The sequence below is a fragment of the Brevundimonas intermedia genome, from assembly GCF_004614235.1.
In the GTDB taxonomy this organism is placed as follows: domain Bacteria; phylum Pseudomonadota; class Alphaproteobacteria; order Caulobacterales; family Caulobacteraceae; genus Brevundimonas; species Brevundimonas intermedia_A.
The window spans coordinates 38,803-62,470 of the sequence record NZ_SPVH01000006.1; the positions used below are offsets into that span (position 1 = coordinate 38,803).

20 protein-coding genes are annotated in these 23,668 nt (G+C 66.0%); 11 read left to right on the forward strand and 9 right to left on the reverse strand.

Translation table 11 applies throughout. The annotated features are described in order from the left end of the window. Positions 1 to 30: 30 nt before the first annotated feature. From EGY25_RS06560 to EGY25_RS06570, 3 genes are read right to left on the reverse strand one after another with little or no spacing between them, the layout of a single operon-like run. On the reverse strand, positions 31 to 1,689 hold the full coding sequence (locus EGY25_RS06560) for a 2-oxo acid dehydrogenase subunit E2 (protein ID WP_135194231.1): 1,659 nt from the start codon (positions 1,687 to 1,689) through the stop codon (positions 31 to 33). A 1-nt stretch (position 1,690) separates the two neighbouring features. Next, positions 1,691 to 2,815 carry an alpha-ketoacid dehydrogenase subunit beta gene (locus EGY25_RS06565; protein WP_209308009.1) on the reverse strand — a complete coding sequence of 375 codons (1,125 nt, stop codon included), beginning with the start codon at positions 2,813 to 2,815 and terminating at the stop codon, positions 1,691 to 1,693. Positions 2,816 to 2,817: 2 nt separating this feature from the next. Further along, complete coding sequence (locus EGY25_RS06570; protein ID WP_245159380.1) at positions 2,818 to 4,065, reverse strand: thiamine pyrophosphate-dependent enzyme; 1,248 nt, start codon at positions 4,063 to 4,065, stop codon at positions 2,818 to 2,820. A gap of 148 nt (positions 4,066 to 4,213) precedes the next feature. On the opposite strand from EGY25_RS06570, the gene EGY25_RS06575 reads away from it, so the two are divergent. The 6 genes from EGY25_RS06575 (at position 4,214) to EGY25_RS06600 (ending at position 11,384) form a co-directional block, all read left to right on the forward strand. Further along, the gene (locus EGY25_RS06575) at positions 4,214 to 4,702 is read left to right on the forward strand and encodes an Lrp/AsnC family transcriptional regulator (protein WP_135194232.1); all 489 of its coding nucleotides are present in this window, start codon (positions 4,214 to 4,216) and stop codon (positions 4,700 to 4,702) included. A 39-nt stretch (positions 4,703 to 4,741) separates the two neighbouring features. After that, positions 4,742 to 5,680 (forward strand): pirin family protein, encoded by a 939-nt coding sequence (locus tag EGY25_RS06580; protein ID WP_135194233.1) that lies wholly within the window; start codon positions 4,742 to 4,744, stop codon positions 5,678 to 5,680. 56 nt (positions 5,681 to 5,736) lie between these two features. Next, positions 5,737 to 6,702 (forward strand): WD40 repeat domain-containing protein, encoded by a 966-nt coding sequence (locus tag EGY25_RS06585; RefSeq protein WP_135195548.1) that lies wholly within the window; start codon positions 5,737 to 5,739, stop codon positions 6,700 to 6,702. Further along, positions 6,702 to 7,397, forward strand: coding sequence for a monofunctional biosynthetic peptidoglycan transglycosylase (gene mtgA, locus EGY25_RS06590; RefSeq protein ID WP_135194234.1), 696 nt, complete (start codon positions 6,702 to 6,704; stop codon positions 7,395 to 7,397). Before EGY25_RS06585 ends, mtgA begins: the two co-directional genes overlap by 1 nt. A 64-nt stretch (positions 7,398 to 7,461) precedes the next feature. Then, positions 7,462 to 9,357 (forward strand): M2 family metallopeptidase, encoded by a 1,896-nt coding sequence (locus EGY25_RS06595; RefSeq protein ID WP_135194235.1) that lies wholly within the window; start codon positions 7,462 to 7,464, stop codon positions 9,355 to 9,357. Positions 9,358 to 9,494: 137 nt separating this feature from the next. Beyond that, complete coding sequence (locus tag EGY25_RS06600; RefSeq protein WP_135194236.1) at positions 9,495 to 11,384, forward strand: ubiquitin-activating E1 FCCH domain-containing protein; 1,890 nt, start codon at positions 9,495 to 9,497, stop codon at positions 11,382 to 11,384. Between the two features lie 4 nt (positions 11,385 to 11,388). On the opposite strand, the gene EGY25_RS06605 is transcribed toward EGY25_RS06600, so the two are convergent. Then, the gene (locus EGY25_RS06605; protein ID WP_135195549.1) at positions 11,389 to 12,300 is read right to left on the reverse strand and encodes an isopenicillin N synthase family dioxygenase; all 912 of its coding nucleotides are present in this window, start codon (positions 12,298 to 12,300) and stop codon (positions 11,389 to 11,391) included. A gap of 221 nt (positions 12,301 to 12,521) precedes the next feature. Between EGY25_RS06605 and EGY25_RS06610 the strand changes: the two genes are divergently transcribed. Beyond that, a complete protein-coding gene (locus EGY25_RS06610) occupies positions 12,522 to 13,196 on the forward strand; it encodes an OmpA family protein (protein WP_135194237.1) in 675 nt (224 codons plus the stop codon). Between the two features lie 138 nt (positions 13,197 to 13,334). After that, positions 13,335 to 13,508, forward strand: a complete 174-nt coding sequence (locus tag EGY25_RS16490; RefSeq protein ID WP_167762504.1) for a hypothetical protein — start codon at positions 13,335 to 13,337, stop codon at positions 13,506 to 13,508. Positions 13,509 to 13,645: 137 nt separating this feature from the next. Here EGY25_RS16490 and EGY25_RS06615 read toward each other — a convergent pair whose 3' ends face one another. The 3 genes from EGY25_RS06615 to EGY25_RS06625 all read right to left on the reverse strand — a co-directional run bounded on the left by EGY25_RS06615 (position 13,646) and on the right by EGY25_RS06625 (position 16,563). Further along, the gene (locus EGY25_RS06615) at positions 13,646 to 14,800 is read right to left on the reverse strand and encodes an OmpA family protein (RefSeq protein ID WP_135195550.1); all 1,155 of its coding nucleotides are present in this window, start codon (positions 14,798 to 14,800) and stop codon (positions 13,646 to 13,648) included. A 264-nt stretch (positions 14,801 to 15,064) separates the two neighbouring features. Beyond that, positions 15,065 to 15,520: a MaoC family dehydratase gene (locus EGY25_RS06620; protein ID WP_135194238.1), complete on the reverse strand. Its 456-nt coding sequence runs from the start codon at positions 15,518 to 15,520 to the stop codon at positions 15,065 to 15,067. 62 nt (positions 15,521 to 15,582) lie between these two features. Beyond that, positions 15,583 to 16,563 carry a threonine ammonia-lyase gene (locus tag EGY25_RS06625; RefSeq protein WP_135194239.1) on the reverse strand — a complete coding sequence of 327 codons (981 nt, stop codon included), beginning with the start codon at positions 16,561 to 16,563 and terminating at the stop codon, positions 15,583 to 15,585. 56 nt (positions 16,564 to 16,619) lie between these two features. On the opposite strand from EGY25_RS06625, the gene glpK reads away from it, so the two are divergent. From glpK to EGY25_RS06640, 3 genes are all read left to right on the forward strand, one after another. Further along, positions 16,620 to 18,149 (forward strand): glycerol kinase GlpK, encoded by a 1,530-nt coding sequence (glpK, locus tag EGY25_RS06630; RefSeq protein ID WP_135194240.1) that lies wholly within the window; start codon positions 16,620 to 16,622, stop codon positions 18,147 to 18,149. 46 nt (positions 18,150 to 18,195) lie between these two features. Beyond that, positions 18,196 to 19,287, forward strand: coding sequence for a phosphotransferase family protein (locus EGY25_RS06635; protein WP_135194241.1), 1,092 nt, complete (start codon positions 18,196 to 18,198; stop codon positions 19,285 to 19,287). Positions 19,288 to 19,361: 74 nt separating this feature from the next. After that, on the forward strand, positions 19,362 to 20,453 hold the full coding sequence (locus EGY25_RS06640; RefSeq protein WP_135195551.1) for a non-reducing end alpha-L-arabinofuranosidase family hydrolase: 1,092 nt from the start codon (positions 19,362 to 19,364) through the stop codon (positions 20,451 to 20,453). A 13-nt stretch (positions 20,454 to 20,466) separates the two neighbouring features. Here EGY25_RS06640 and EGY25_RS06645 read toward each other — a convergent pair whose 3' ends face one another. Together EGY25_RS06645 and EGY25_RS06650 are read right to left on the reverse strand one after the other, a co-directional pair. Further along, complete coding sequence (locus EGY25_RS06645) at positions 20,467 to 21,222, reverse strand: DUF1223 domain-containing protein (protein ID WP_135194242.1); 756 nt, start codon at positions 21,220 to 21,222, stop codon at positions 20,467 to 20,469. A gap of 142 nt (positions 21,223 to 21,364) precedes the next feature. After that, a complete protein-coding gene (locus EGY25_RS06650; RefSeq protein ID WP_135194243.1) occupies positions 21,365 to 23,608 on the reverse strand; it encodes a prolyl oligopeptidase family serine peptidase in 2,244 nt (747 codons plus the stop codon). Positions 23,609 to 23,668 lie beyond the last annotated feature (60 nt).

Below are 23,668 nucleotides of genomic sequence, written 5' to 3' on the forward strand. Positions count from 1 at the left end.
ATATACTGCGCATATATCATATATGGCTCCTTACCCCATCCACAAGGTCGCGGGCTGTTCCAGCAGCCCCTTGATCCGCTGCACGAAGACCGCCGCGTCGTGGCCGTCGACGATGCGGTGATCGAAGCTGGACGACAGGTTCATCATCTTGCGCACGACCATCTGGCCGTCGCGGACCACGACCCGTTCGGCGATCTTGTTGGGACCGACGATGGCGACCTCGGGGTGGTTGATGATCGGGGTGTGGACCACCCCGCCCAGGGTGCCCAGCGAGGTGATGGTGATGGTCGAGCCCGACAGTTCCTCGCGCTTGGCCGAACCGTCCTTGGCCGCGCCCGAGACCCGGGCGATCTCCAACGCCGTGTCGTAAGGATCGCGCGCCTCGGCGTGGCGGACCACCGGCACCATCAGGCCGTTCGGCGTCTGGGCGGCGATGCCCAGATGGACCGGGGCGTGCTGGGTCAGGACGCCGGCCTCGTCGTCATAGGTGGCGTTTATCTGCGGCTGGTCGCGCAGAGCGACCACGATTGCGCGGGCGATGAAGGGCAGCAGGTTCAGCTTGGGCTGGTCCTTTTGCTTCGTCGCGTTCAGGTGGGCGCGCAGCTCCTCCAGCGCCGTGACGTCGATCTCCTCCACATAGGTGATGTGGGGAATGCGACGCACGCTCTCGGCCATCTTCTCCGCGATCTTGCGGCGCAGGCCGATGATGCGGACCTCGGTGGTTCCTTCGGCCTTGGCATAGGTCGAGGCGCCGCCGGACGGGGCGGACGCCGGTTGCGAACCCCCGCGCGCGATGAAGCCGTCCAGGTCCTCATGCGTGATCCGACCGGCCGGGCCGGAGCCGGGCACGAAGGTCAGGTCCACGCCCAGGTCACGGGCGCGGTTGCGCACGGCGGGTGAAGCGGACGGGCGTTCGCCGGGGGCGCGGCCGGTCAGGGCCGGAACGGGTTTGGACGGGATAGTCGAAGTCTTCGAAATCGCACCCGCAGTCGTCGAAGTCACAGCGGAATTCGTCGTCGAATTCTCTGCCGGTTTTTGGGTGGGTTTCGACGCCGCGACGGGCGTCGAGACATTGCCCCGCCCCTCGACATCGAACGCCACCAGAGGCCCGCCGACCGGCACCGACTTACCCGCCTCGCCATACAGGGCGACGACCGTTCCGGCGACGGGCGAGGTGATCTCGACCGTGGCCTTGTCGGTCATGATGTCGGCGATGATCTGGTCTTCCTCGACCGCATCCCCGACCTTGACGTGCCAGCCGACCAGCTCGGCCTCTGCCGTGCCTTCGCCGACGTCGGGCAGTTTGAAGACATAGTTGCCGGCTGGGGGCGTTGCGGCGTCAGAGAGCCCCTCCGTCGCCTTTGGCGTCTCCTCCACGCGCGAAGCGGGGGGAGGTGGCTCGGAGCGAAGCGGAGAGACGGAGGGGCTGTCTTCCGCATTCCCGCCACCCTCGACCTCGAACTCCACCAGAGGTCCGCGCACCGGCACCATGGCGCCGGGCTCGCCGTGTAGGGCGACGACCTTGCCGCTGACCGGGGCGGTGATCTCGACCGTGGCCTTGTCGGTCATGATGTCGGCGACGATCTGGTCCTCGGCGACGATGTCGCCGACCTTGACGTGCCAGCCGACCAGTTCGGCCTCGGCGGTGCCTTCGCCAACATCGGGCAGTTTGAAGACGAAACGACCCATCTTAACGACCTCCCGTCATGACGCTCTTCAAGGCGTCTGAAACCCGTTGCGGCCCCGGGAAATATTCCCATTCGAAAGCATGGGGATAGGGCGTGTCCCAGCCGGTGACGCGCGCGATGGGCGCCTCCAGATGATAGAAGCAGCGCTCCTGCACCAGGGCCGACAGTTCCCCGCCGAAGCCCGAGGTCTTGGGCGCCTCGTGCACGATGACGCAGCGGCCGGTCTTCTTCACGCTGGCCTCGATGGTCTCGATATCCAGCGGCACGAGCGAGCGCAGGTCGATGACCTCGGCGTCCACGCCCGCATGTTCGGCGCCGGCCAGCGCCACCCAGACCATGGTGCCATAGGCCAGGATGGTCACGTCGTTCCCCTCGCGCATGACCCGCGCCTTGCCGATCGGCTCGACATATTTAGCCGTAGGCACCTGGGCCAGGTCCTGGGCCTTCCACGGGCTGACAGGCTTTTCGTGCCAGCCGTCGAACGGGCCGTTGTACAGGCGTTTCGGTTCGAAGAAGACGACCGGATCATCGTCCTCGATGGCGGCGATCAACAGACCCTTGGCGTCATAGGGGTTGGACGGAATGACGACCTTCAGGCCGGCGATATGGGTGAACAGGCTTTCCGGCGACTGGCTGTGGGTCTGGCCGCCGAAGATGCCGCCGCCGTAGGGCGAACGCACCACGATGGGGCTGGTGAACTGACCGCCCGAGCGATAGCGCATCTTGGCCGCTTCCGAGACGATCTGATCGTAGGCCGGATAGATGTAGTCGGCGAACTGGATCTCGACCACGGGACGCAGGCCGTAGGCGCCCATGCCGATGGCGGCGGCGACGATGCCGCATTCCGAAATCGGGGCGTCGAAGCTGCGGGTCAGGCCGTGTTTCTGCTGAAGCTTGTCGGTGACGCGGAAGACGCCGCCGAAATAGCCGGCGTCCTCGCCGAACGACAGGACGTTGGCGTCCTCGCTCATCTTGACGTCGATGGCCGAGTTCAGGGCCTGGATCATGTTCATCGGGACAACGCCGGAACCCGTCGCTTCCGAGGCGGGGGCGGCGTTCTGGTCGACCATGTCCGGCTCAACGCCGTCGTTGCGATCGGCGTCGGTGAAGGTGGTTTGCTCAGCCATGGTCAGACCCCCACCTCGCGGCGCTGTTCGATCAGCCGCCAGTCTTCGGTCGCATAGACCTCTTCGAACATCGTCTTCACGCTGGGGCGCGACTGACCCAGGGTGCCGATGGCCTCGGATTCCTTGCCGGCGGCGCGGACCTGTTCGACCGCCTCGCGCAGGGCCGTGGCGTGGCGCTCGTCATCCCATTCGCCGATGACGGTCAGGTGCTGGCGCAGCCGGTCCAGCGGGTCGCCCAACGGCCATTTCTCGTGCTCGTCGCCGGGGCGATAGCGGCTGGGATCGTCGGAGGTCGAGTGCGGGGCGCCGCGATAGGTGAACAGTTCGATCACCGTCGCCCCCTGGTTCGACCGGGCGCGCTCCTCGGCCCACTGGGTCGCGGCCCACACCGCCAGGAAATCGTTGCCATCCACCCGCAGGGCCGGCAGTCCATAGCCGATGGCCTTGGAGGCGAAGGTGGTCTCAAGCCCGCCGGCGATGCCCTGGAAGGACGAAATGGCCCACTGGTTGTTGACGACGTTCAGGATCACCGGGGCGCGATAGACGCTGGCGAAGGTCAGGGCGTTGTGGAAGTCGCCCTCGGCCGTGGCGCCATCGCCGATCCAGCTGATGGCGATCTTGTCGTCGCCCTTATAGGCGCTGGCCATGGCCCAGCCGACCGCCTGGGGCACCTGGGTGCCCAGATTGCCGCTGATGGTGAAGAAGCCGTAGTCCTTGGCGGAATACATGATCGGCAGCTGGCGGCCTTTGATCGGATCCGCCGCGTTCGAGTAAATCTGGTTCATCATCTCCACCAGCGGATAGCCGCGCGCGATCAGAAGCCCCTGCTGGCGATAGGTAGGAAAGCCCATGTCCTCGCGCGACAGCAGCATGCCCTGCGCGACCGCAATGGCCTCTTCGCCGGTGCACTTCATATAGAAGCTGGTCTTGCCCTGGCGGTGGGCGCGGTGCATCCGGTCGTCGAAGGCGCGCGTCAGGATCATGGCCTTCAGGCCGCGACGCAGGGTCTCGGGATCCAGGCGCGGGTTCCACGGCCCGACGGCATTGCCCTCGTCGTCCAGCACCCGAATCAGGCGGAAGGCGAGATCGCGCATCTCGTACGGCGTTGATCCGACCTCGGGCCGTTCGACCACGCCGGCGGGGTCCATCAGCAGGTGGCTGAAGTCCGGCGCATCGCCGGGTCGGCCGGACGGTTCCGGCACGCGCAATGACAGGGGCTGACTGTTCTTTTTCACGTTTTCGTCGTTCATGCGGGCGTCCATATCCATTCGGGGTCCGTCCGTGTTTCCTCTGGACGTGTGATAACACGGCCCCTAAGCAGGTGCTCGCTCAAATTGACCTTGCACAATCCCGATATCGGGTATTTTATTTCGCGATAATCATAATCGGAGAAACGCATTGGCCGACGAACTCGACCCCATCGACGCCCGCATCCTGGATATCCTGCAGCAAGACGCCGGGCTGTCGGTCGCGGAGGTCGCGGATCGCGTCGGACTGTCGGCCTCGCCCTGCTGGCGGCGGATCAAGCGGCTGGAAGATTCCGGCCTGATCACCAAGCGGGTCACCCTGCTGAACGCGCAACTGCTGGGCCTGGACTTCGAGGTCTACGCCATCGTCAAACTGATGCTGCCCTCGGCCGACAATCTGAACCTGTTCGAAGCCGCCGTGGCCAAATGGCCGGAGGTGGTCCAATGCGCGACCATTACCGGGCGCGAGGACTATGTGCTGCGCATCATCACCTCTGACATGCACGCCTTCGACCTGTTCTTGCGCGAGAAACTGCTGGCCCTGGGCATCGTCTCGGACTGCGAAAGCCACATCGTCACGCGCGGCGTGAAGAATGTGACCGCCCTGCCTCTTGGCATCATCACGCCTCACGTCGGATAACGTCGCTCAGGCGGGCCGATCCGCCTGAGGATGACGACCATGATCGAACTGGTGATCGACGCGCGACGCAAGGACCTGGGCGGGTTCGAGGTCGGGCGCGTCCTGCCCTTCCATTCACGCCGGATGGTCGGGCCCTTCATCTTTCTGGACCAGATGGGGCCAGCCGAGTTCGCGGCGGGCGCGACGGCCATCGACGTGCGGCCGCACCCCCACATCGGCCTATCGACCCTGACCTATCTGTTCGAGGGCGAGATCATGCACCACGACAACCTCGGCTATGATCAGGCGATCCGGCCGGGCGAGGTCAACTGGATGACGGCCGGCAAGGGCATCGTCCATTCCGAACGCACCGATCCGCTGAGAAAGAGCACCGGCGGGCCGATGCACGGCATGCAGGCCTGGGTCGCCCTGCCCGACGAGGCCGAGGACATCGATCCGGCCTTCCATCACCTGGGCGAGGACGCCCAGCCCGCCTATGAGAACGGCGGCCTCTTCGCGCGCCTCGTCGCGGGCGAAGCCTATGGCGCCAAGGCCGCCGTGCCGGTGTCGTCGCCGCTGTTCTATATCCATTGGGAGCTTCAGCCCGGCGTTCGCACGGCGCCGCCGTCCGGCAAGGGGGCGGGGGGCATGAGCGAGCGCGCCCTCTATGTGGCCAAGGGCGCTATCGAGGTCGGCGACCGCACCTTCCACGAGGGTCAAATGATCGTGCTGGAGCCGACGGCCGAACCGACGGTCAAGGCTCTGGTCCAGTCGACCGTCATGGTGCTGGGCGGAGAGCCGGTGGGCGAACGGCTGATCTGGTGGAACTTCGTCGCCTCCAGCCAGGCCCGGATCGACCAGGCCAAGGCGGACTGGAAGGCTGGCCGGATGAAACTGCCGCACGCCGACGACCTGGAGTTCATCCCCCTGCCCGACGAACCCGCCAAGGCCCAGGCCGCCCCTGCGCCGGTCGAGCCCAAGCCGACCGACCCGGTCTAGGACGACGACGTCACGCAGAAGGTGACGTGGCGAGGCCGGATCGCTACATGCGGCCTATGAACTTCGATTTCGACGCCCAGGTCACCGCCGCCCTGTTCGACAACGCCGGCGCCGTCTTCGCCCTCGGCGACGGCTCTGTCCGGTTCGAGGACCGCACACGAGTCGAGGCCCATGACGGGGCCGTCCTGTGCGCCTGCGTCCATCCGTCCGGCGACGGGATCGTCACCGGCGGCGACGACGGCAAGGTCGTCTGGAGCCGCCGCGACGAGGATACAGCCGTCCTGGCTACGGCCAAGAACCAGTGGATCGACGCCATCGACGCCTCGCCGGCCTCGGGCCTGATCGCCTTTTCCTTCGGCCGCACCCTGTCGGTGATCGATCCCAACGACGTCGGTTTCCGCCGCGACATCCAGCACGAACGCACCGTCTCCGGCGTCGCCTTCGAGCCCAAGGGCCGGCGTATCGCGACCTCGACCTATGGCGGGGCGGCGCTGTGGTATGCGCGGATCGAGAAGCAGCAGCCGGTTAAGCTGGCCTGGGCCGGATCGCACACCGGCGTCGCCTTCTCGCCCGACGGCGCCTTCGTCGTCACGACCATGCAGGATAACCAGATGCACGGCTGGCGCATCAAGGACGCCAAGAACCTGCGGATGGGCGGCTATCCGGGCAAGGTGCGGTCGATGGCCTTCCTAGCCAATGGTCAGCTAATGGCGACTTCGGGCGCGCAGGGCGCAGTGCTGTGGCCCTTCATCGGATCGAACGGTCCGATGGGCCGCGAGGCGACCGAGATCGGTTATGACGACACCACCCTGGTCAATCTGGTCTCTGCCCGCGCCGACCAGGGACTGCTGGCCGCCGGCCTGACCGACGGTCGGGTCTGGGTGGCGCATCCGGCCGCCCAGGGCCTGAACTTCGTCAAGGCCGAGAAGGGGCCGGCCATCGTCGCCCTGTCGCTCAGCCCCGCCGTCGATAAGGTCGCCTGGGCCGACGAGGACGGCGCCGCCGGCGTGATCATTCTCTGATGGCCAAGGGTCGCAAGAGCTGGCGTCGGGTTGGGTTGAGCGCCCTTCTGATCCTGGCCCTGATCCCGGTCGCCGGCGTGCTGATCGTCGCCGTCGCGCCGCCGCCGCCGACGATCCTGATGCTGCGCCAGCTCGCGCGCGGCGAGGGCATGGACTACCAGTGGCGCGGTCTGAACCAGATTTCGCCAAACCTCGTGAACGCCGCCATCGCCGCCGAGGACGCCCGTTTCTGCAGCCACCACGGCTTCGACATGGAGGCGATCCAGAAGGCGCTGGATCATAATGCGGAGGGCGGACGCATCCGGGGCGGATCGACCATCAGCCAGCAGACGGCCAAGAACGTCTTCCTGTGGCCGGGCCGCGACTGGATCCGCAAGGGGCTGGAGGCGGGTTACACCGTGCTGATCGAGACGGTCTGGTCCAAGCGCCGGATCATGGAGGTCTATCTGAACGTGGTGGAATGGGCGCCCGGCGTCTACGGCGCCCAGGCCGCCTCGCGCCACTGGTTCGGCAAGGACGCCCGCGACCTTAGCCCGCGCGAGGCCGCGCGTCTGGCCGCCATCCTGCCGGCCCCGCGTCGTTACCAGGCGGCCGCGCCTGGTCCCTATGTCCGCAGAAGGGCGTCGCGCGTCCAGGCGGCCATGGGCACGGTGCGCAACGAAGGGCTGAACGCCTGCGTCGTCGGCCGGGGCTGAACCGTTCCGCTTGACGGGCGCCCAGGCCTCGCCTCTCCTGCACCGGCTGTTCAGGAGATCCACCATGAAGCGTCAGATGATGACCGCCGTCGCGGTCTGCGCCCTCGCCTTCGCCGCCGGCTGCGCCAGCACTCCCTCGCCCGCCGCGCGCACCGCGGGAACCGAGCAGACGGCTTCGACCACGCCCGCACCGCCCGCGACCGGCGTAAAGGCCGACTATCCGATCACCGCCGACGGGGCGACCGCCTTCGTCGCCGACGCCGAGACGAAGTGGGCCGAGGTCAGCGAATATGTCGCCCGCATCCAATGGGCGCGCGCCACCAACATCACCTTCGACACCATGTGGCTGGAATCCAGGGCTAACGCCGAGGCGACCGAGCTTCAGGTCCAACTGGCCAATCAGGCGGCCAAGTTCAACGAAGTCCAGGTCGATCCCGTCGTGCGCCGCAAGCTGAACCTGCTGCGCCTCAGCTTGGTCCTGCCGGCGCCCAACCGCCCCGGCGCCGCCGACGAACTGGCCCAGATCACGACGCGACTGGACTCGACCTATTCGACCGGCAAGTTCGACTTCAAGGGCCATCAGATCACCCTGGACGACGCCTCGCTGATCCTGGCCGACAGCCGCGACCCTGAAGAGACCAAGGCCCTGTACGAAGGCTGGCGCACCATCTCGCCGGTGATGCGCGACGACTATGCCCGGATGGTCGAGATCGCCAACGAAGGCTCGCGCGAGCTGGGATTCGCCGACACCGGCGCCCTGTGGCGCTCAGGCTACGACATGCCCGCCGACGATTTCGCCGCCGAGACCGACCGGCTGTGGGCGCAGGTGAAGCCCTTCTACGAGAACCTGCACTGCTATGTGCGCGCTCGGCTGAACGCCAAATACGGCGATGCGGTGCAACCCAATCACGGTCCGATCCGCGCCGATCTGCTGGGCAATATGTGGTCCCAGCAGTGGGGCAATATCTACGACGTGGTCGCCCCGGCCTCGGGCGGCGCCTCCAGCTACGACCTGACCGAACTGCTCAAGTCCACCGATTACGACGCGACGAAAATGGTCAAGACGGGCGAGGGCTTCTACGTGTCGATGGGCCTCGATCCCCTGCCCCAGACCTTCTGGGAACGCAGCCAGATCACCCGCCCACGCGACCGCGAGGTCGTCTGTCACGCCTCGGCCTGGAATCTGGACAACGCCGACGACATCCGCATCAAGATGTGCACCAACGTCAACGGCGACGACTTCTACACCGTCCACCACGAGCTGGGTCACAACTACTATCAGCGGGCCTACAAGAACCAGCCCATGCTGTTCCGCAACGGCGCCAACGACGGCTTCCACGAGGCCATCGGCGACTTCGTCGGCCTGTCGGCCCTCACCCCCACCTATCTGAACCAGATCGGCCTGTTGAAGACCACGCCGGGCGCGGAAGAGGACATTCCCTTCCTGCTCAAGATGGCCTTGGACAAGATCGCCTTCCTGCCGTTCGGCCTGATGGTCGACCGCTGGCGCTGGGACGTCTTCTCGGGCGAGACGGCGCCGGCCGCCTACAATACCGCCTGGACCGCCGACATGCTGCAGTATCAGGGTCTGGTCCCACCGGGTCCGCGTCCGGCCAACGCCTTCGATCCGGGCGCCAAATACCATGTGCCCGGCAACACGCCTTACACCCGCTACTTCTTGGCGGCCATCTATCAGTTCCAGTTCCAGCGCGCGGCCTGCAAGCAGGCGGGTTGGACCGGGCCGCTGCATCGCTGCTCGGTCTATGGGAACAAGGAAGTCGGCGCCCGCTTCAACGCCATGCTGCAGATGGGGCAGTCGCAGCCTTGGCAGGAGGCGATGAAGGCGTTTACCGGCGACGACGGCAACGACGCCTCGGCCATCGCCGACTATTTCGCCCCGCTGAACGTCTGGCTGGAAGAGCAGAACCGCGGCCATCAGTGCGGATGGAGCGCCGCTTGAGCCCTAAGCGGGGTTAACCGTTCCCCTTGAGGCTTCCCTTAACCGCCCGATGGCAGACTGCAGCCATTCGGGCGGTATACGGGCGATCTGCGCCCTCGGGGACGACCATAGTGACGGCTTGCACACTGATCGGCGGAATGGTCCAGGGCCTGCGCGGTCTTGCCGCCCGCCTGTCGTCCGACCGGGGCGGCAATGTCGTGATGATCTTCGCCCTGGTCATGCCGGCGCTAATCATGATCACCCTGGGCGGCATCGACATCAGCCGCATCACCACGATCAAGGCGCGCGTCCAGGACGCCCTGGACGCCGCCGCCCTGGCCGCCGCGCGGTCGCCATATACGACGCCTGAGGAATTGAAGGGTGTCGCCCTCATCGCCTTGGAGGCCAATCTTCGGAACTCCGCCGCTGAATATGTCGACAGCGACCTCAGCATTGTCCTGACCGACGAACAGGTAGTGGTCGCAGACTTGCGGGTTCAGGTTAAGACTTTGGTCGCCAACGTCATCCTACCGCCTTACGGCAAAATCCTGGACGACACCCTGCCCGTCAGCGTCCATTCCGAGGTCAATCGATCGTCCAAAAACGTCGAGGTCGCATTGGTCTTGGACATCACCGGTTCGATGAAGGGCGCCCCGCTGACCAGTCTGAAAGCCGCTGCTAAAAAGCTGGTCAGCATCGTGGTTCAAGACGCCCAGGAGCCCTACAGTTCCCGGGTCGCGCTGATACCCTATTCGGTCGGAGTGAATGTGGGGACTTACGCTGAGAAGGTGCGCGGTCCGTTGCAAGGGCCCACCGCAATCAGCGCCGCAGACTGGGCTGATGCGAGCAAATCGATCTCCCAGATATCGTCCGGAAACATCACGTCATCCAATCACGGTTTGAAGGTGAACGATTATGTTTGGATCAGCGGCGTCAACAATGCTTCACAAGGACTGAACGACAAGGTTCACCGCGTCGAGTCCATAAACGGCAACAAATTCCGACTTGCTGGATACTCTGGAGGCGGCGCAAACGGATCATTTCGTCGATGCTGGACCGCAACTTGCGATATCGTCGTGACTTCTACCGCACACACCCTATCGACCGGGGACTTCGTGACCATTTCCGGTGTCCAAGGCATGACAACGCTCAACACTGGCCGCAACAACCTCTATTTCCAGATCACCCGCATTTCCGCCGATCAATTCAGCGTCAGCCTTAGTGGGCCCGGGCAATCTCAGTACCGCAGCGGAACAGGTACCGTGCAGTGCGGGTACGATGGCTGTGGACAGCGCTACTTCATCAATCGCTACAATATGATAAGGACGCTGTCGTCGAGCAACTGCGTCAGCGAACGCCTGTGGACTACAATGGAGCGCGGACATCTGATCCCAACTGACATAAAGCCAGACAAGGACAACTGGGTCGGCCGCAATTACCCGACCTCTGGCAATCGCTGTCCGAGCAATGAGATCACGCCCCTCACGGATCAGGTCGAAACAGGTAACGGCATTAGTGGCCTGAACGATCTGATCGATTCCTATGAGGCAGTGGGTTCGACCGCTGGTCAGATCGGCATCGAGTGGGGTTGGTACGCGGTGTCGCCTAAGTTCAAGTCCTTCTGGCCATCGGAAAGCGCGGCCAATGACTATGACCCATCGAAGACATTAAAGGCTGTGGTGTTGATGACGGACGGGGAGTTCAACAACCCCTACTGCCAGGGCGTGATCTCAAGGGGCGCGCCAACGGACGGAAGCGCTGGCGATGCGAACTATCAGATCGGCTGTAACGCGCCAAACGGCAACCCCTTCACTCAGGCCGTCGCCCTGTGCGACCAAATGAAGAAGGACGACATCATCATCTATACGGTCGGGTTCAACCTCAGCAGCAGCAAGGGCGGTTCCGGCATCGACACCGCGCGCGAAGTGATGGAATCCTGCGCGACGACCACCGCTGATCATTTCTTCACACCGTCATCGCCTTCAGACTTGGAAGATGCCTTCGCCGACATCGGCCGGGCGATCACCCGCCTGCGTATCTCCCGCTGACGCCTTACAGCAGGCGGATTTCTCGCAGGCGTTCGGTCAGATAGTCCTCGGCCAGGATGGTCTTGCCCGCATAGCGGTCGGGGTTGTCCGGCGTGATGGCGCTGGGCAGGGTCTCGATGGGGAAGTCGGGGTTGAAGTGCAGGAAGAAGGGCGTCGAATAGCGGGCGAAGCCGCGACGCTCAGGCGCCGGATTGACCACGCGGTGGGTCGTCGATGGCAGGACGTGGTTGGTCAGTCGCTGCAGCATGTCGCCGATATTGACGACCAGGGCGTCGGGCGGCGGCGCGATGTCCAGCCAGCTGCCGTCCTTTTCCTTGAGCTGAAGGCCGGCTTCCTCGGCGCCCAGCAGCAGGGTGATGACGTTGATGTCCTCGTGGGCGCCGGCGCGTACGCCCGGCGCATCGGCGGGAACCGGCGGATAGTGCAGCATCCGCAGGACGCTGTTGCCCATCTCGACCTTGTCCGCAAAAAAGTCGTCGCCCAGCTTCAGATAGCGGGCGATGGCGCGCAGGATCTTGGCGCCCAAGGCGTCCAGATCCTCGAACATCCCATAGAGGTGCGGCTTGAAGCCCTCGATCTCGGTCGGCCAGACGTTGTCGCGCATGTAGCGGCGATAGGGATGCCCTTCAGGCAGTTCGCGGCCGACGTGCCAGAACTCCTTCAGGTCTACGGCATTGGCGCCCTTGGCCGCCTCGACCCCGAACGGCGTCAGGCCACGCGCCCCGCCCGTGCCGGGCTGGTGATACTGGCGCTTCACCTCTTCCGGCAGGGCGAAGAAGGCCTTGGCGTCGTCGATGGCGGCGGTGATGCGCGCCTCGTCCAGACCGTGGTCGGCGACCACCGCAAAGCCGTAACGCGAGAAGGATGCGCCCAGCGCATCGCTGAACGCCTGGAAGTCAGCGTCATACTGGGTCATCGAGACCGGCGTGATGGTCCGGTCGGCGGGGCTGTCGTTCAGGGTCGTGCTCACGGACGTCCTCGATCTGGGAATGTGCGGCGGTTCCCATACGCCTAATCCGCGGCCTTGTCAGTTCATCGTCGCCAGGGTGCCAAGGCCGTTCACGCGCCATACAGCTTGGAACCTTCACAGTAAGCATACGTTTCCGCGCCAGACCACATTCACCAAAGGACTATTCCATGCGCGCCAAGATCATCGTCGCCAGCGTCTCGATCGCCGCCCTGCTCGGCGCCGCCGCCTGCACCACCACCGACCCCTATCGCTCGGGCCCCGTGCGCAACAACACCGGAACCGGCGCCATCGCCGGCGCTCTGGGCGGTGCGCTGCTCGGTTATCTGACCAATACGTCCAACGGCGAACAGGGCCGCAAGAACGCCCTAATCGGCGCCGGCGTCGGCGCCTTGGGCGGCGCGGCCGTGGGCCAGTATATGGATCGTCAGCAACGCGCCATGGAGGCCGAACTGTCCGGCTCCGGCGTCGGCGTGGCGCGTCAGGGCGACGTCCTGGTTCTGCGCATGCCGTCGGACGTGACCTTCGCCACCAACCAGTCCTCGATCGACCCGCGCTTCTTGCCCGTCCTCGACGACGTGGCGCGCGTGCTGCAGCAGTACGACCAATCGACGGTGGATGTGATAGGCCACACCGATTCTTCGGGCGGCGACGCCATCAACCAACCCCTGTCGGAACGCCGCGCCAGCAGCGTCGCCTCCGAACTGGTGCGTCGCGGCGTGATCGCCCAGCGCCTCTATGTTGCGGGCGAGAGCGCACGCAATCCGGTGGCTTCGAACGCTACGGCGGAAGGCAAGGCCCAGAACCGTCGCGTGGAAATCCTGATCCGTCCGTTCACCGGCTGATCCGCGGCGGCATTTGAAGACTAGACAGAGGGCGGCGCCACGAGGCGCCGCCCTTTCTTTGTTCAATCACAGGCATCGTGATTTGCGCGCAATCGCACACCATGGTTCTCGACGTCATCGGACCATGGGAACGACGCAGTGACGCCTGAGGATCGGGAGTTCGGGCAAGGCCTGAAGCTGACCGCCATCGCGGTGATCAGCGCCGTCCTGACGGCGACCTTCGTCATCGGCGCTGGCCAGGCGCTTTTGCGCGGCTCCAAACCGATCATCATGCCGCCAGCAACCGTCGTCTCGCACGCATCTGCCGACTGACCCTGCTCCCCCGATCCTGACAACCTCTCCAGCACAGAAAAACGCCGCCTCCTTTCGGAAGCGGCGTTCTGTCTTTCGACGACTTCGACATACGAAGATCGACCCGGAGATAAGTCCGGGCCGACCCCTCAGAGGTCTTAGAAGTTGATGTCGATGGTCGCGCGGCGGTTGAGCGGTTCACGCACACCGTCGGCGGTCGGCTTGGCCAGGTTGGTCTCGCCCTTGCCGTCGAGGGCGATGACGCCGCCGTTGACGCCTGCAGCAACCAGCGAGTCCGCGACAGTGCGCGAACGGCGGTTGGACAGACCCAGGTTATAGGCGGCCGAACCCGAGGTGTCGGTGTAGCCGACGATCACGACGCGCGTCGGACGACCCGACTTGGCGTAGTTGGCGGCCTGCGTCACCACCGAACGGGCTTCTGCCGTCAGGTCCGAGCGATCCCAGTCGAAGTAGACGACGAACTGGCGAGCGACCGGGGTCTGAGCGACCGGCGGCGGGGGCGGCGGGGGCGGAGGAGGCGGCGGGGGCGGCGGGGGGGGGGGGGGGGGGGGGGGAGCGTCTTCCGCACCGAAGCTGTAGCGCAGACCCAGGGTCACGGTGTGCGACTGATCGTAGTCGCCGTCCCATTCGCCGAAGGAGGTCGCGCCGACGCCCGTGCCGACCGTCGACGAGGCGAACGAAGAATCGCCCGTCAGATAGCGGTAGGTCAGGTCGATGTTGGCGCGGTCGCCGATGGCCCATGCCAGACCTGCGATCGCCTGAGCGGCGAATTTGGTCGAGTCGTCGTCGATGGCGAAGGTGGCGCCGCGGTTGGCGCGCAAGTTGCCGATGGTCTGGGTGCGGACCTGATTCACCCCAGCGCCGAGGCCGACGAACGGACGGATGCCCCAAGCTTCGTAACCGAAGTCATACAGGACGTTCGCCATCAAGGTATAGGACTCGATATCGCCTTCGGGCGAGAAGCAGCCGCCCGTCGCCGGAGTCAGGTTGCACAGGCCTTGCGTGCCGGACACGGCGCGAACCGTGCCGATGTCGCCCGAGCGGTAGCCGCCTTCGAGTTCAACGCGCCAGTTGGGGTTGAAGCGGTAGCCGAGGCGAGCGAAAGCCGCCCAGCCGTCGTTCACTTCATAGTTCCAGTTGGCGCCCGTGGTCGACGACTCGGCGTTGATGTCGTCGATCATGTGGTAACCAGCGTCGATGGCGCCGTACCAGCCGTTGGGTTCTGCCGACGCAGCACCAGCCGACAGGGCCAGGGCGGCCGCTGCGCTGGACGCCAGCACGAAAGTCTTCATACGCATAGGGGGGTATCCCTCCGCCTCTGTTAAGTAGGGGGCGGGTCTACCGCCTAAGCGGGTCTTACCAGCCTTGCTTCAGAAGGTCGAGGCGGAAACGTGACAGGTCCAAGCGCTGGGCAGTCTACCGTGGCGTTGATGTTACAGGTAAATTTATGACTCTGTCCACCTTTGGTTAACTTCCGGCCCGGAGGACGTCACAATCTCGAAAGGCGCTTCAACCAACTCTTCCGGGTATTCGACGCTAGGTCATCTACCGACAGATCAATCCGCCAAGACTTGCATAGCGAGCCATTCGGCGATCAGGGCCGGCTTATCGCCGCCTTCGATCTCGACGGTCAGCTCATGCTTCAACAGCCAGCGTCCGCCGCCCCTGTCTTCCGCAGACAGCAGCTTGAAGCGTCCGCGAATGCGCGACCCCGCCGGAACCGGCGCCACAAACCTCAGCTTGTCGAAGCCGTAGTTGACGCCCATCACCACGTCCTCCAGCGGCGCGACCGCGTCGTAGCTCATGGCTGACGCCAGGCTCAAAGTCAGGAAGCCATGCGCAATGGTTCCGCCGAACGGCGTAGCCTTAGCCGCGTTGGGATCGACGTGGATGAACTGATGATCTTCGGTGCAGTCGGCGAAGGCGCCTATCCGGGCCTGGGTGATGTCGAACCATTTCGACACCCCGACTTCTTGGCCAATCAATTCCTGAAGTTCACTGGCCTTGGTCATCGCGTCCTCCCTCTTCTGCTTTGAGGCGAGGTTGGCCGACCGGCGCAGGGAAGGAAAGCCCTTCAGCCGCCGAACCGCCCCTCGATGATGTCGGCGTACAGGATCGGATCGACATTGCCGCCAGACAGGATGATCGCCGTCGTCAAACCTTCCGTCCCGATCTTTCCTGCCAACAGAGCAGCCAGCGACACCGCGCCGCCGGGCTCGATGACCAGTTTCAGATGACGGAAGGCGAAGCGCATCGCCTCGGCCACCTCGGCGTCCGACACGGTGATCGCACCGGCCAGTCGCCGGTTGATCGGCCAGGTCAGGACGCCCGGCATCGGCGACATCAGGGCGTCGCAAATCGACGGCGCGCCTTGCGGATGCCCAACCCGCTCGCCCGCCGCCAGCGACCGCGCCGTGTCGTCGAAGGCCTCGGGCTCGACCACGAACACCCGCGTCGAAGGCCTGCGTTCAGCCATGACCAGATTGATCCCGGCCATCAGCCCGCCGCCTGAGGCGCCGCACAGCAGTTGGTCGAAAGGTGCGTCGGCTTGGTCCAGCATCTCCAGCCCCGTCGTCCCCTGTCCCTCGATGATGAAGGCATCGTCGAACGGCGGAACCAGGATCGAGCCGCGCTCGGCCGCGATGGCCGCGCCGATCTCTTCGCGACTTTCGGTCCAGCGGTCGTATAGCCGCACCTCGCCGCCGAAACCGATCACGCCCTCGACCTTCACCTGGGGCGAGTCCGACGGCATGACGATGATGGCCGGCGTGCCGACCATGGCGGCGGCGGCGGCCACGCCTTGCGCATGGTTGCCGGACGAGAAGGCGACGACGCCGCGTGTCTTCTCCTCATCCGTCAATCGACTGATGCGGTTATAGGCGCCGCGAAACTTGAAGGCCCCCGCGCGCTGCAGGTTTTCCGCCTTCATCAGGACCCGACCGCCGACGACGGCGTTCAGGGCAGGGCTTTCGAGCAGCGGCGTGCGGACGGCGACGCCGTCAATCTGACGGGCGGCGTCGAGGACGCCTTCATAGCTGGGCAGGTGCGTCGTCATATGCTCCCTTAACCCAAGGTCCGAGCGCCGCGTAGGGCGTACAAGGGAGAAACGTCTTGAGCCTCATACTCGCCATCGACCAGGGCACGACCTCGACGCGCGCCATCGCCTTCGAGGTCGCGCCTCAAGCAGCGCCAAGCGCGTCAGGCGAAAGGCATCAGGACCTGCGTCCGATCGCGGTCAGCCAGATCGAGCTGGCCCAGCATTTTCCCAACTCGGGCTGGGTCGAGCACGACGCGGCCGAGATATGGTCCGCCACCCTCCAGACCTGCCGCGAGGTCGTGCGCAAGGCGGGGGGCGTGGCGCGCTTCGCCGCCATCGGCATCACGAACCAGCGCGAAACGGCGGTGCTCTGGGACGCATCGACCGGCGAGCCGCTGCATCGCGCCATCGTCTGGCAGGACCGCCGCACCGCCGACGTCACCGCCCGCCTGACCGCCGAGGGTCATGAGCCCATGGTCCAGGCGGCGACCGGCCTGATTCTGGACCCCTATTTTTCGGCGACCAAGTTCGCTTGGCTGCTCGACGCCGTGCCGGGTTCGCGCGAGCGGGCGGCCAAGGGCGAGGTCAGGCTGGGCACCATCGACGCCTGGCTGATCTGGAAACTGACCGGCGGCCAGGTCCACGCCACCGACGCCACCAATGCATCCCGCACCGCTCTGATGGACCTGAAGACGGTCGAATGGCGCGGCGACCTGTGCGCCTTGTTCAATGTGCCGCGCGAGGCCCTGCCCGAGATCGTGCCGTGCGCCGGTGTCATCGGCGAATGCGACCCGGCGCTGTTCGGCCGCGCCCTGCCCATCGCCGGATCGGCAGGCGACCAGCAGGCGGCCCTGGTCGGACACGGCGCACTGAAGGCCGGCGACGCCAAGATCACCTATGGCACCGGCGCATTCTTGGTCGCCAATGTCGGGGCCGAGCCGGTGGCCTCGACGCGGCGGCTGCTGGGCACGCTGGGCTATCAGGCCGACGGCCAGACCGCCTATGCGCTGGAGGGGTCGATCTTCTCGGCCGGGTCGGCGATCCAGTGGCTGAGGGACGGGGTCGGACTGATCTCGGAATCGCGCCAGTCCGAGGCGATGGCCCAAGGTCTGCCCGACAACGGCGGGGTCTATATGGTGCCCGGCTTCACCGGCCTGGGCGCGCCCTGGTGGGAACCTGAGGCGCGCGGAACCGTCGTCGGGCTGACGCGGGATTCCGGCCCGGCCCATTTCGTCCGCGCCGCGCTGGAAGCCCTGGCCTATCAGACGCGGGATCTGCTGGACGCCCTGGCCCAGGACGGCGCCCCGCCGCTGAAGACGCTGAAGGTGGACGGCGGCGTCACCGCCAACAGTTTCGCCATGCAGTTCGTCGCCGACATCTGCGAGGTCGAGGTCGAACGCCCGGCCTTCCAGGAGATGACCGCCCTGGGCGCCGCGCGTCTGGCGGCTTTGGGCGTCGGCCTGCTGCCCGATCTGGAGGCCCGCCCCGCCGAGGCCCCGGCCTGCTGGAAGCCGCGCATGAAGACAGAGGAACGTGAGCGTCTGCTTTCCGGCTGGCGTCGCGCCGTGAAGGCCGCCATCATCGCCGCGCCGGACCGGGCGTAAGACGCGGGCGGCGTAGGAAACCCCAAAAGACCTGACTGGGCCGCCCATGACCGACGCCTCTTCCCTCGACGCCCCCGCGCTGGACGCCCAGACCGCCTTTTCCGGCACGCGCGAGGTCGATCCTCGCTATCGGCTGGACGAGACGGCGCTCGACGCCTGGATGGCCGCCCATGTCGCGGGATACGCCGGCCCGCTGGCGGTGCGCCAGTTCAAGGGGGGCCAGTCGAATCCGACCTACGAACTGACGACGCCCGCCAAGAGCTATGTGCTGCGCCGCAAGCCGCCAGGCGTCCTGTTGCCCAGCGCCCATGCCGTGGACCGCGAGTTTCAGGTCATTTCCGCCCTGGCCGCCCAAGGGTTCCCGGTGGCCAAGCCCCACGCCCTGTGCCTGGACGAGGCCGTCATCGGCTCGATCTTCTATGTGATGGATAAGATCGAGGGGCGGATCTTCTGGGACCTGAAACTGCCCGAACTGACGCCTGCCGAACGCCGCGCCGTCTATGAGGCCCAGACCGACACCTTGGCCCGTCTGCACGCCTTCGATCCCGTCGCCATCGGCCTGGGCGACTACGGCAAGGCCGGGAACTATTTTGCACGTCAGGTCGGCCGCTGGACCAAGCAGTATCGCGCCTCGGAGACCGAACCCGTCGCCGCCATGGACCGCCTGATCGTCTTCCTGCCCGACAGCCTGCCGCCCGAGGGACCGAGCCGCATCGTCCATGGCGACTTCCGGCTCGACAACATGATCCTGGCGCCTGACCGAGCCGAGGTCAGCGCCGTGCTGGATTGGGAGCTGTCGACCCTGGGCGATCCGATGGCCGACTTCTCCTATCTGCTGATCGCCTGGGCCATTCCGGCCAGCCTGCGCAACGGCCTCGCCGGCGCCGATCTGGAGGCCCTGGGCATCCCCTCCGTCAAGGAGACGGTCGAACGCTACGCCGCCGCGACGGGCATGCGACCCGCCAATCTGGACTGGCTCTACGCCTACAACCTGTTCCGCCTGGCGGCCATCTGCCAGGGCATCGCCGGCCGCGTCCGCGACGGCACCGCCGCCAGCGCCCACGCCAAGAGCATGGCCGCCCAGGTCGGCCCGCTCAGCGACGCCGCATGGGGTTTCGCGAAGAAGGCCGGAGCCTAGCGCGGCGGCTTTACGCAAACGCATTCCGTCGATACGCCGGGTGTCATCTGGTGCTTTTCACAGGACGCATGGCGATGATCGCGCTGCCGAAAAGACGTCGATGGACCTGGGCGCTCGCAGCGGCGCTGGCCTTGGTCGTCGTCAAACCCGACCCCACGACAGCGCAGTCGGTCGAAGACGGGACGTCGCCTTCCAAATTCCACTGGCGCTCCTCCGCCCAGATCATCGCACCGAGGGCCGGTGACGGAAACGGGTATTCGGCGCTCAAGGACCCCTCGATCGTCCATGTGGACGGCGAGTATCATGTCTTCATGACCTCGGTCGGGGCCGAGGGCTGGCACATGGCCTATACTCATTTCACCGACTGGTTGCAGGCGTCCGCCGCCCCCATCGTCGATCTGAAACAGTCGGGGATCGGGCCGGGCTACAGAGCAGCACCGCAGGTGTTCTACTTCGCGCCGCAGAAGCTCTGGTACATGGTCTATCAGAGCGGTCCGCCCGTCTATTCCACGACCGCGACGATCGGTGATCCGTCATCCTGGAGCGCGCCGAAACCCCTCTTTGATCAGGCCCCGGACATCATCAAGGCCGCCACGGGCCAGGAGGCCTGGCTCGACTTCTGGGTCATCTGCGACGAGGCGTCCTGCTATCTGTTCAACACCGACGACCACGGCAGCCTTTTCCGATCGCGAACGTCGATCCAGCAGTTTCCGGCCGGATTCTCCGACACACGCCGTGTCATGACGGGGCCGCGAGACGACATCTTCGAAGCCAGCATGCACTACCGATTGGCCGGCACGAACACCTACCTGACCCTGGTCGAGGCTATCGGACCCAAGGGACGCTACTTCCGCGCCTGGACCAGCGACCGGCTGGATGGGGACTGGCGTCTGCTGGCGGGCAGTCCATCGAATTCCTTCGCCGGATCAGACAATGTCGTCTTCGACGGCGAGGACTGGTCTCAGGGCGTATCGCACGGCGAGCTGGTCCGCAGCGGTTATGACCAGACCCTGACGATCGATCCCTGCCAGCCGCTTCAGTTCCTCTATCAGGGCCTGGAGCCGCATGCGCCCGACACGGCCTATATCGACCTGCCCTATCGCCTCGGCCTGCTGACGGCGACCGGACCCAATCCCGTCAGCGCTCTGTGCCCTGCGTCTCCATAAGACGGCGCGATCTTCAGTCCCTGACGGCGGCGCCCAGGATGCGTTTGTCGGTCTTGCCCTGAACCAGCACCGCGACCGCCTCGCCGGAGCGGGCGGGCGGCAGGGTGTAGAGCATGGGGCGGCCGCGCCATTCGCCCAGGCGGGTCACGCCGCGCACGACGTTCATGTGCCGCATGGCCTGGCCGCGATTTTCGCCCTGTCGGACCTCGACCACCTGGGGGCCGGGCGTATAGGTCACCGCTACCACCTCGGCGCCGCCGACGGGGGCGCGGCCCGAGCCGACGCCGACGCCGTTTCCATTCTCTCGGAACTCAATCTGGGGCGGCCAGGCCTGACGCACCGCCTCCTGGCCGATGGCGGTCTCAAGCTCGACGCTGCGGGCGCCCGAGACCTGACGACGGCCGTCGATCACCACCTGGGGCGTGGACACGCCGCGCTGGCGCAGGGCGGCGCGATAGGCGCGCTGACGCTGAACGAACTCCGGGCGGGCGAAGGTGTCGGTCCAGCCCAGATAGTCCCAGTAATCGACGCCATAGGTCAGGGCGATCACGCCGGGCTGGGCCGCCGCCTTCTCGACCGCCGCATTGGCCTCGACACAGCCGCCGCAGCCTTGAGCGGTAAACAGTTCGACCACCACCGGCGGGCCGTTGGCTGCAGCGTGACGCGGCGCGAGCGGCGGACGGCCGGCCGCCGGCTGGGCCGCCGAGGCGACGGACAGCAGGGCGCCCGCCATGACCGTGCCCGCGATGATCCAGCCCATGGTGTTCATGCTGTCGTTCTTAGTCTCTGCGACCCACCGCCGCGCCTCATAATCGCGTGACCCACGGGCTCAAGCCGCGCGCGGAGCGCGATAGCCCAAACAAAGACGGGCTCAAGCAGCGCGAAGCGCGGTAGCCCAAAGAAAAAAGCGCTCAGTCCATCAGTTGTTGCGACAGATAGACATAGTGACGCGCCCAGCGGCGGGCGTTGGCGACCGGGTCGGCGTCGTTGGAGTGACCGCCGGCCGTGTCCTCGTAATAGAGATGGTCGTGGCCCTGGTCGCCGAGGCGGGCGGCGAACTTGCGCGCATGGCCGGGGTGAACCCGGTCGTCCCGCGTGTTGGTGGTCAGATAGACGCGCGGATAGGTCACGTCGGGCCGTAGCTGCTGATAGGCGGAATATCTGGCGATCCACTCGGCCTCTTCGGGGATGCGCGGGTCGCCGTATTCGCCGATCCACGAGGCGCCGGCCGGCAGCTCGTGATAGCGCAGCATGTCCACCAGCGGGCTCTCGATCACCGCCGCATTGAACAGTTCGGGGTGCTGGGTGATCGACACGCTGGTCAGAACGCCGCCGTTCGAGCGGCCGTAGATGCCCAGGCGACGCGGGCTGGTGACGCCCCGCAGCTCCAGGTCGCGCGCCACGGCGGCGAAGTCGTCGAAGGCCTTCTGGCGGTTTCCGTCCAGCGCCGCCTGGTGCCAGTCGGGACCGAACTCGCCGCCGCCGCGGATATTGGCCTGGACGAAGACCCCGCCACGCTCCAGCCAAAGCTTGCCCATCTCGGGCTTGTAGGCCGGGTTCAGACTGACCTGGAAGCCGCCGTAGCCGAGCATGATGGTCGGGTTCGACCCGTCCAGCTTCATGTCGCGCGGGCGGGTGATGAAATAGGGTATTTTGGTCCCGTCGGTCGATGTGGCCTCATATTGCTCGGTCACGTCGCCCGAGGCGTCGAACTTGGCCGGGGCCGACTTGAGCGTGGTCAGAGTCGCCGCACCTGCGTCGGCCAGGCTGAGGGTCGGCGGCACCAGGAAGCCCTGAGTCGAGACGAAGACCTCGCCGCGCGACTTGGACGAGTCGCCCAGGCCGACGGCGAGGTTGTCGGGGACCGTGATGGACGAAGCCGTCCACCATTGAGCGGCGGGACGGAACTGCATCAGTCGCCCAGCCACATTGTCGGTGACGGCCGCCACGATGGCGTCGGACAGGACGGCGACGCCTTGAAGCGCCTGACGCGCGGTCGGCTGGAATACGACGGCGCTGTCGCGTCCGATCTGGATGTCCAGGCGCGTTTCGCCCAGCACCGCCAGCGGCAGGGCCAGCAATGAGCCTGCCGCATACTCCTGACCGTCGAAGCTCCAGGCCTGATCCGGCGAAAAGATCAGCCGGCCGTCGATGACGCCCGAAATCCCGACCCGCTCCGGTAGGTTCAGCTTCTGCGCCTTGCCGTCATGGCTCAGGCCCCACGTCTCCGACCGGAAGGTGTCCAGCGGCCGGGTGATGATGACCGCCGTCACCTTGCCGTCCTTGTCGCGATAGACGGTCGGGCTGACGCCGTAGCCGCCGTCGCCCTGTTCGCCGCGATAGACCTCGACCGCCTGAGCCAGGGTCTGGCCGCGCTTCAAGGTCTTGACGATGAAGGGATAGCCGGACTCGGTCATCGTCCCGGCTCCGAAGTCGGTGGCGACCAGGAGCGTGTCGCGGTCCAGCCATTCGATGCGGTGCTTGCCCTCGGGCAGGTTGAAACCGCCGTCCACGAAACGCTTGGTCGTCAGGTCGAACTCGCGCACGACCACCGCGTCCTTGCCGCCGTCGGACAGGTTGATCAGGCAGCGGGTCTCGTCCGGCGCCAGGCAGTCGGCGCCCTTGAACACCCAGTCCTTGCCCTCGGCCTTGGACAGGGCGTCGATGTCCAGCAGCGTCTCCCACTGGGGCGTCGCGGTGCGGTAGCTGTCCAGCGTCGTGCGGCGCCAGACGCCCTTGGGATTGGCCGCGTCCTGCCAGAAGTTGCCGACGCCGTCGCCGAGGAAGCTGGGCGTGGGAATGCGATCGGTTGCGGTCAGGATGGCTTCGGCTTCGGCCCGGAAGGTCTCGTAGCGCGGGTCGCCGGTCAGGACTGCGAGAGACTTGCGGTTCTCCTCGGCGACGAAGGCCATGGCCTCAGCCCCGTCCACCTGTTCCAGCGCCAGATGGTCGTCGGCGGCTGCGACGCCTGCCGGGGTCAGGTCGCGGGGGAAGTGGGGCGGCGGCAGTTGCATGGTCAAAGCAGCGCCATCTGGTCCTGAACAGTCATAACAGACCGGCTTGTCTTGCGCCGGAGCCGTCGTGGTCTGTGCGAGCACGGGCGTCGCCCCCATCAGAAGGGCCGGAATGGCGGCGGACAGGATCAGGTGACGCATTCGAAAACTCCGCAAACTAATCCTCCTCCGCATCGCGGGGGAGGGGGACCGCCGCAGGCG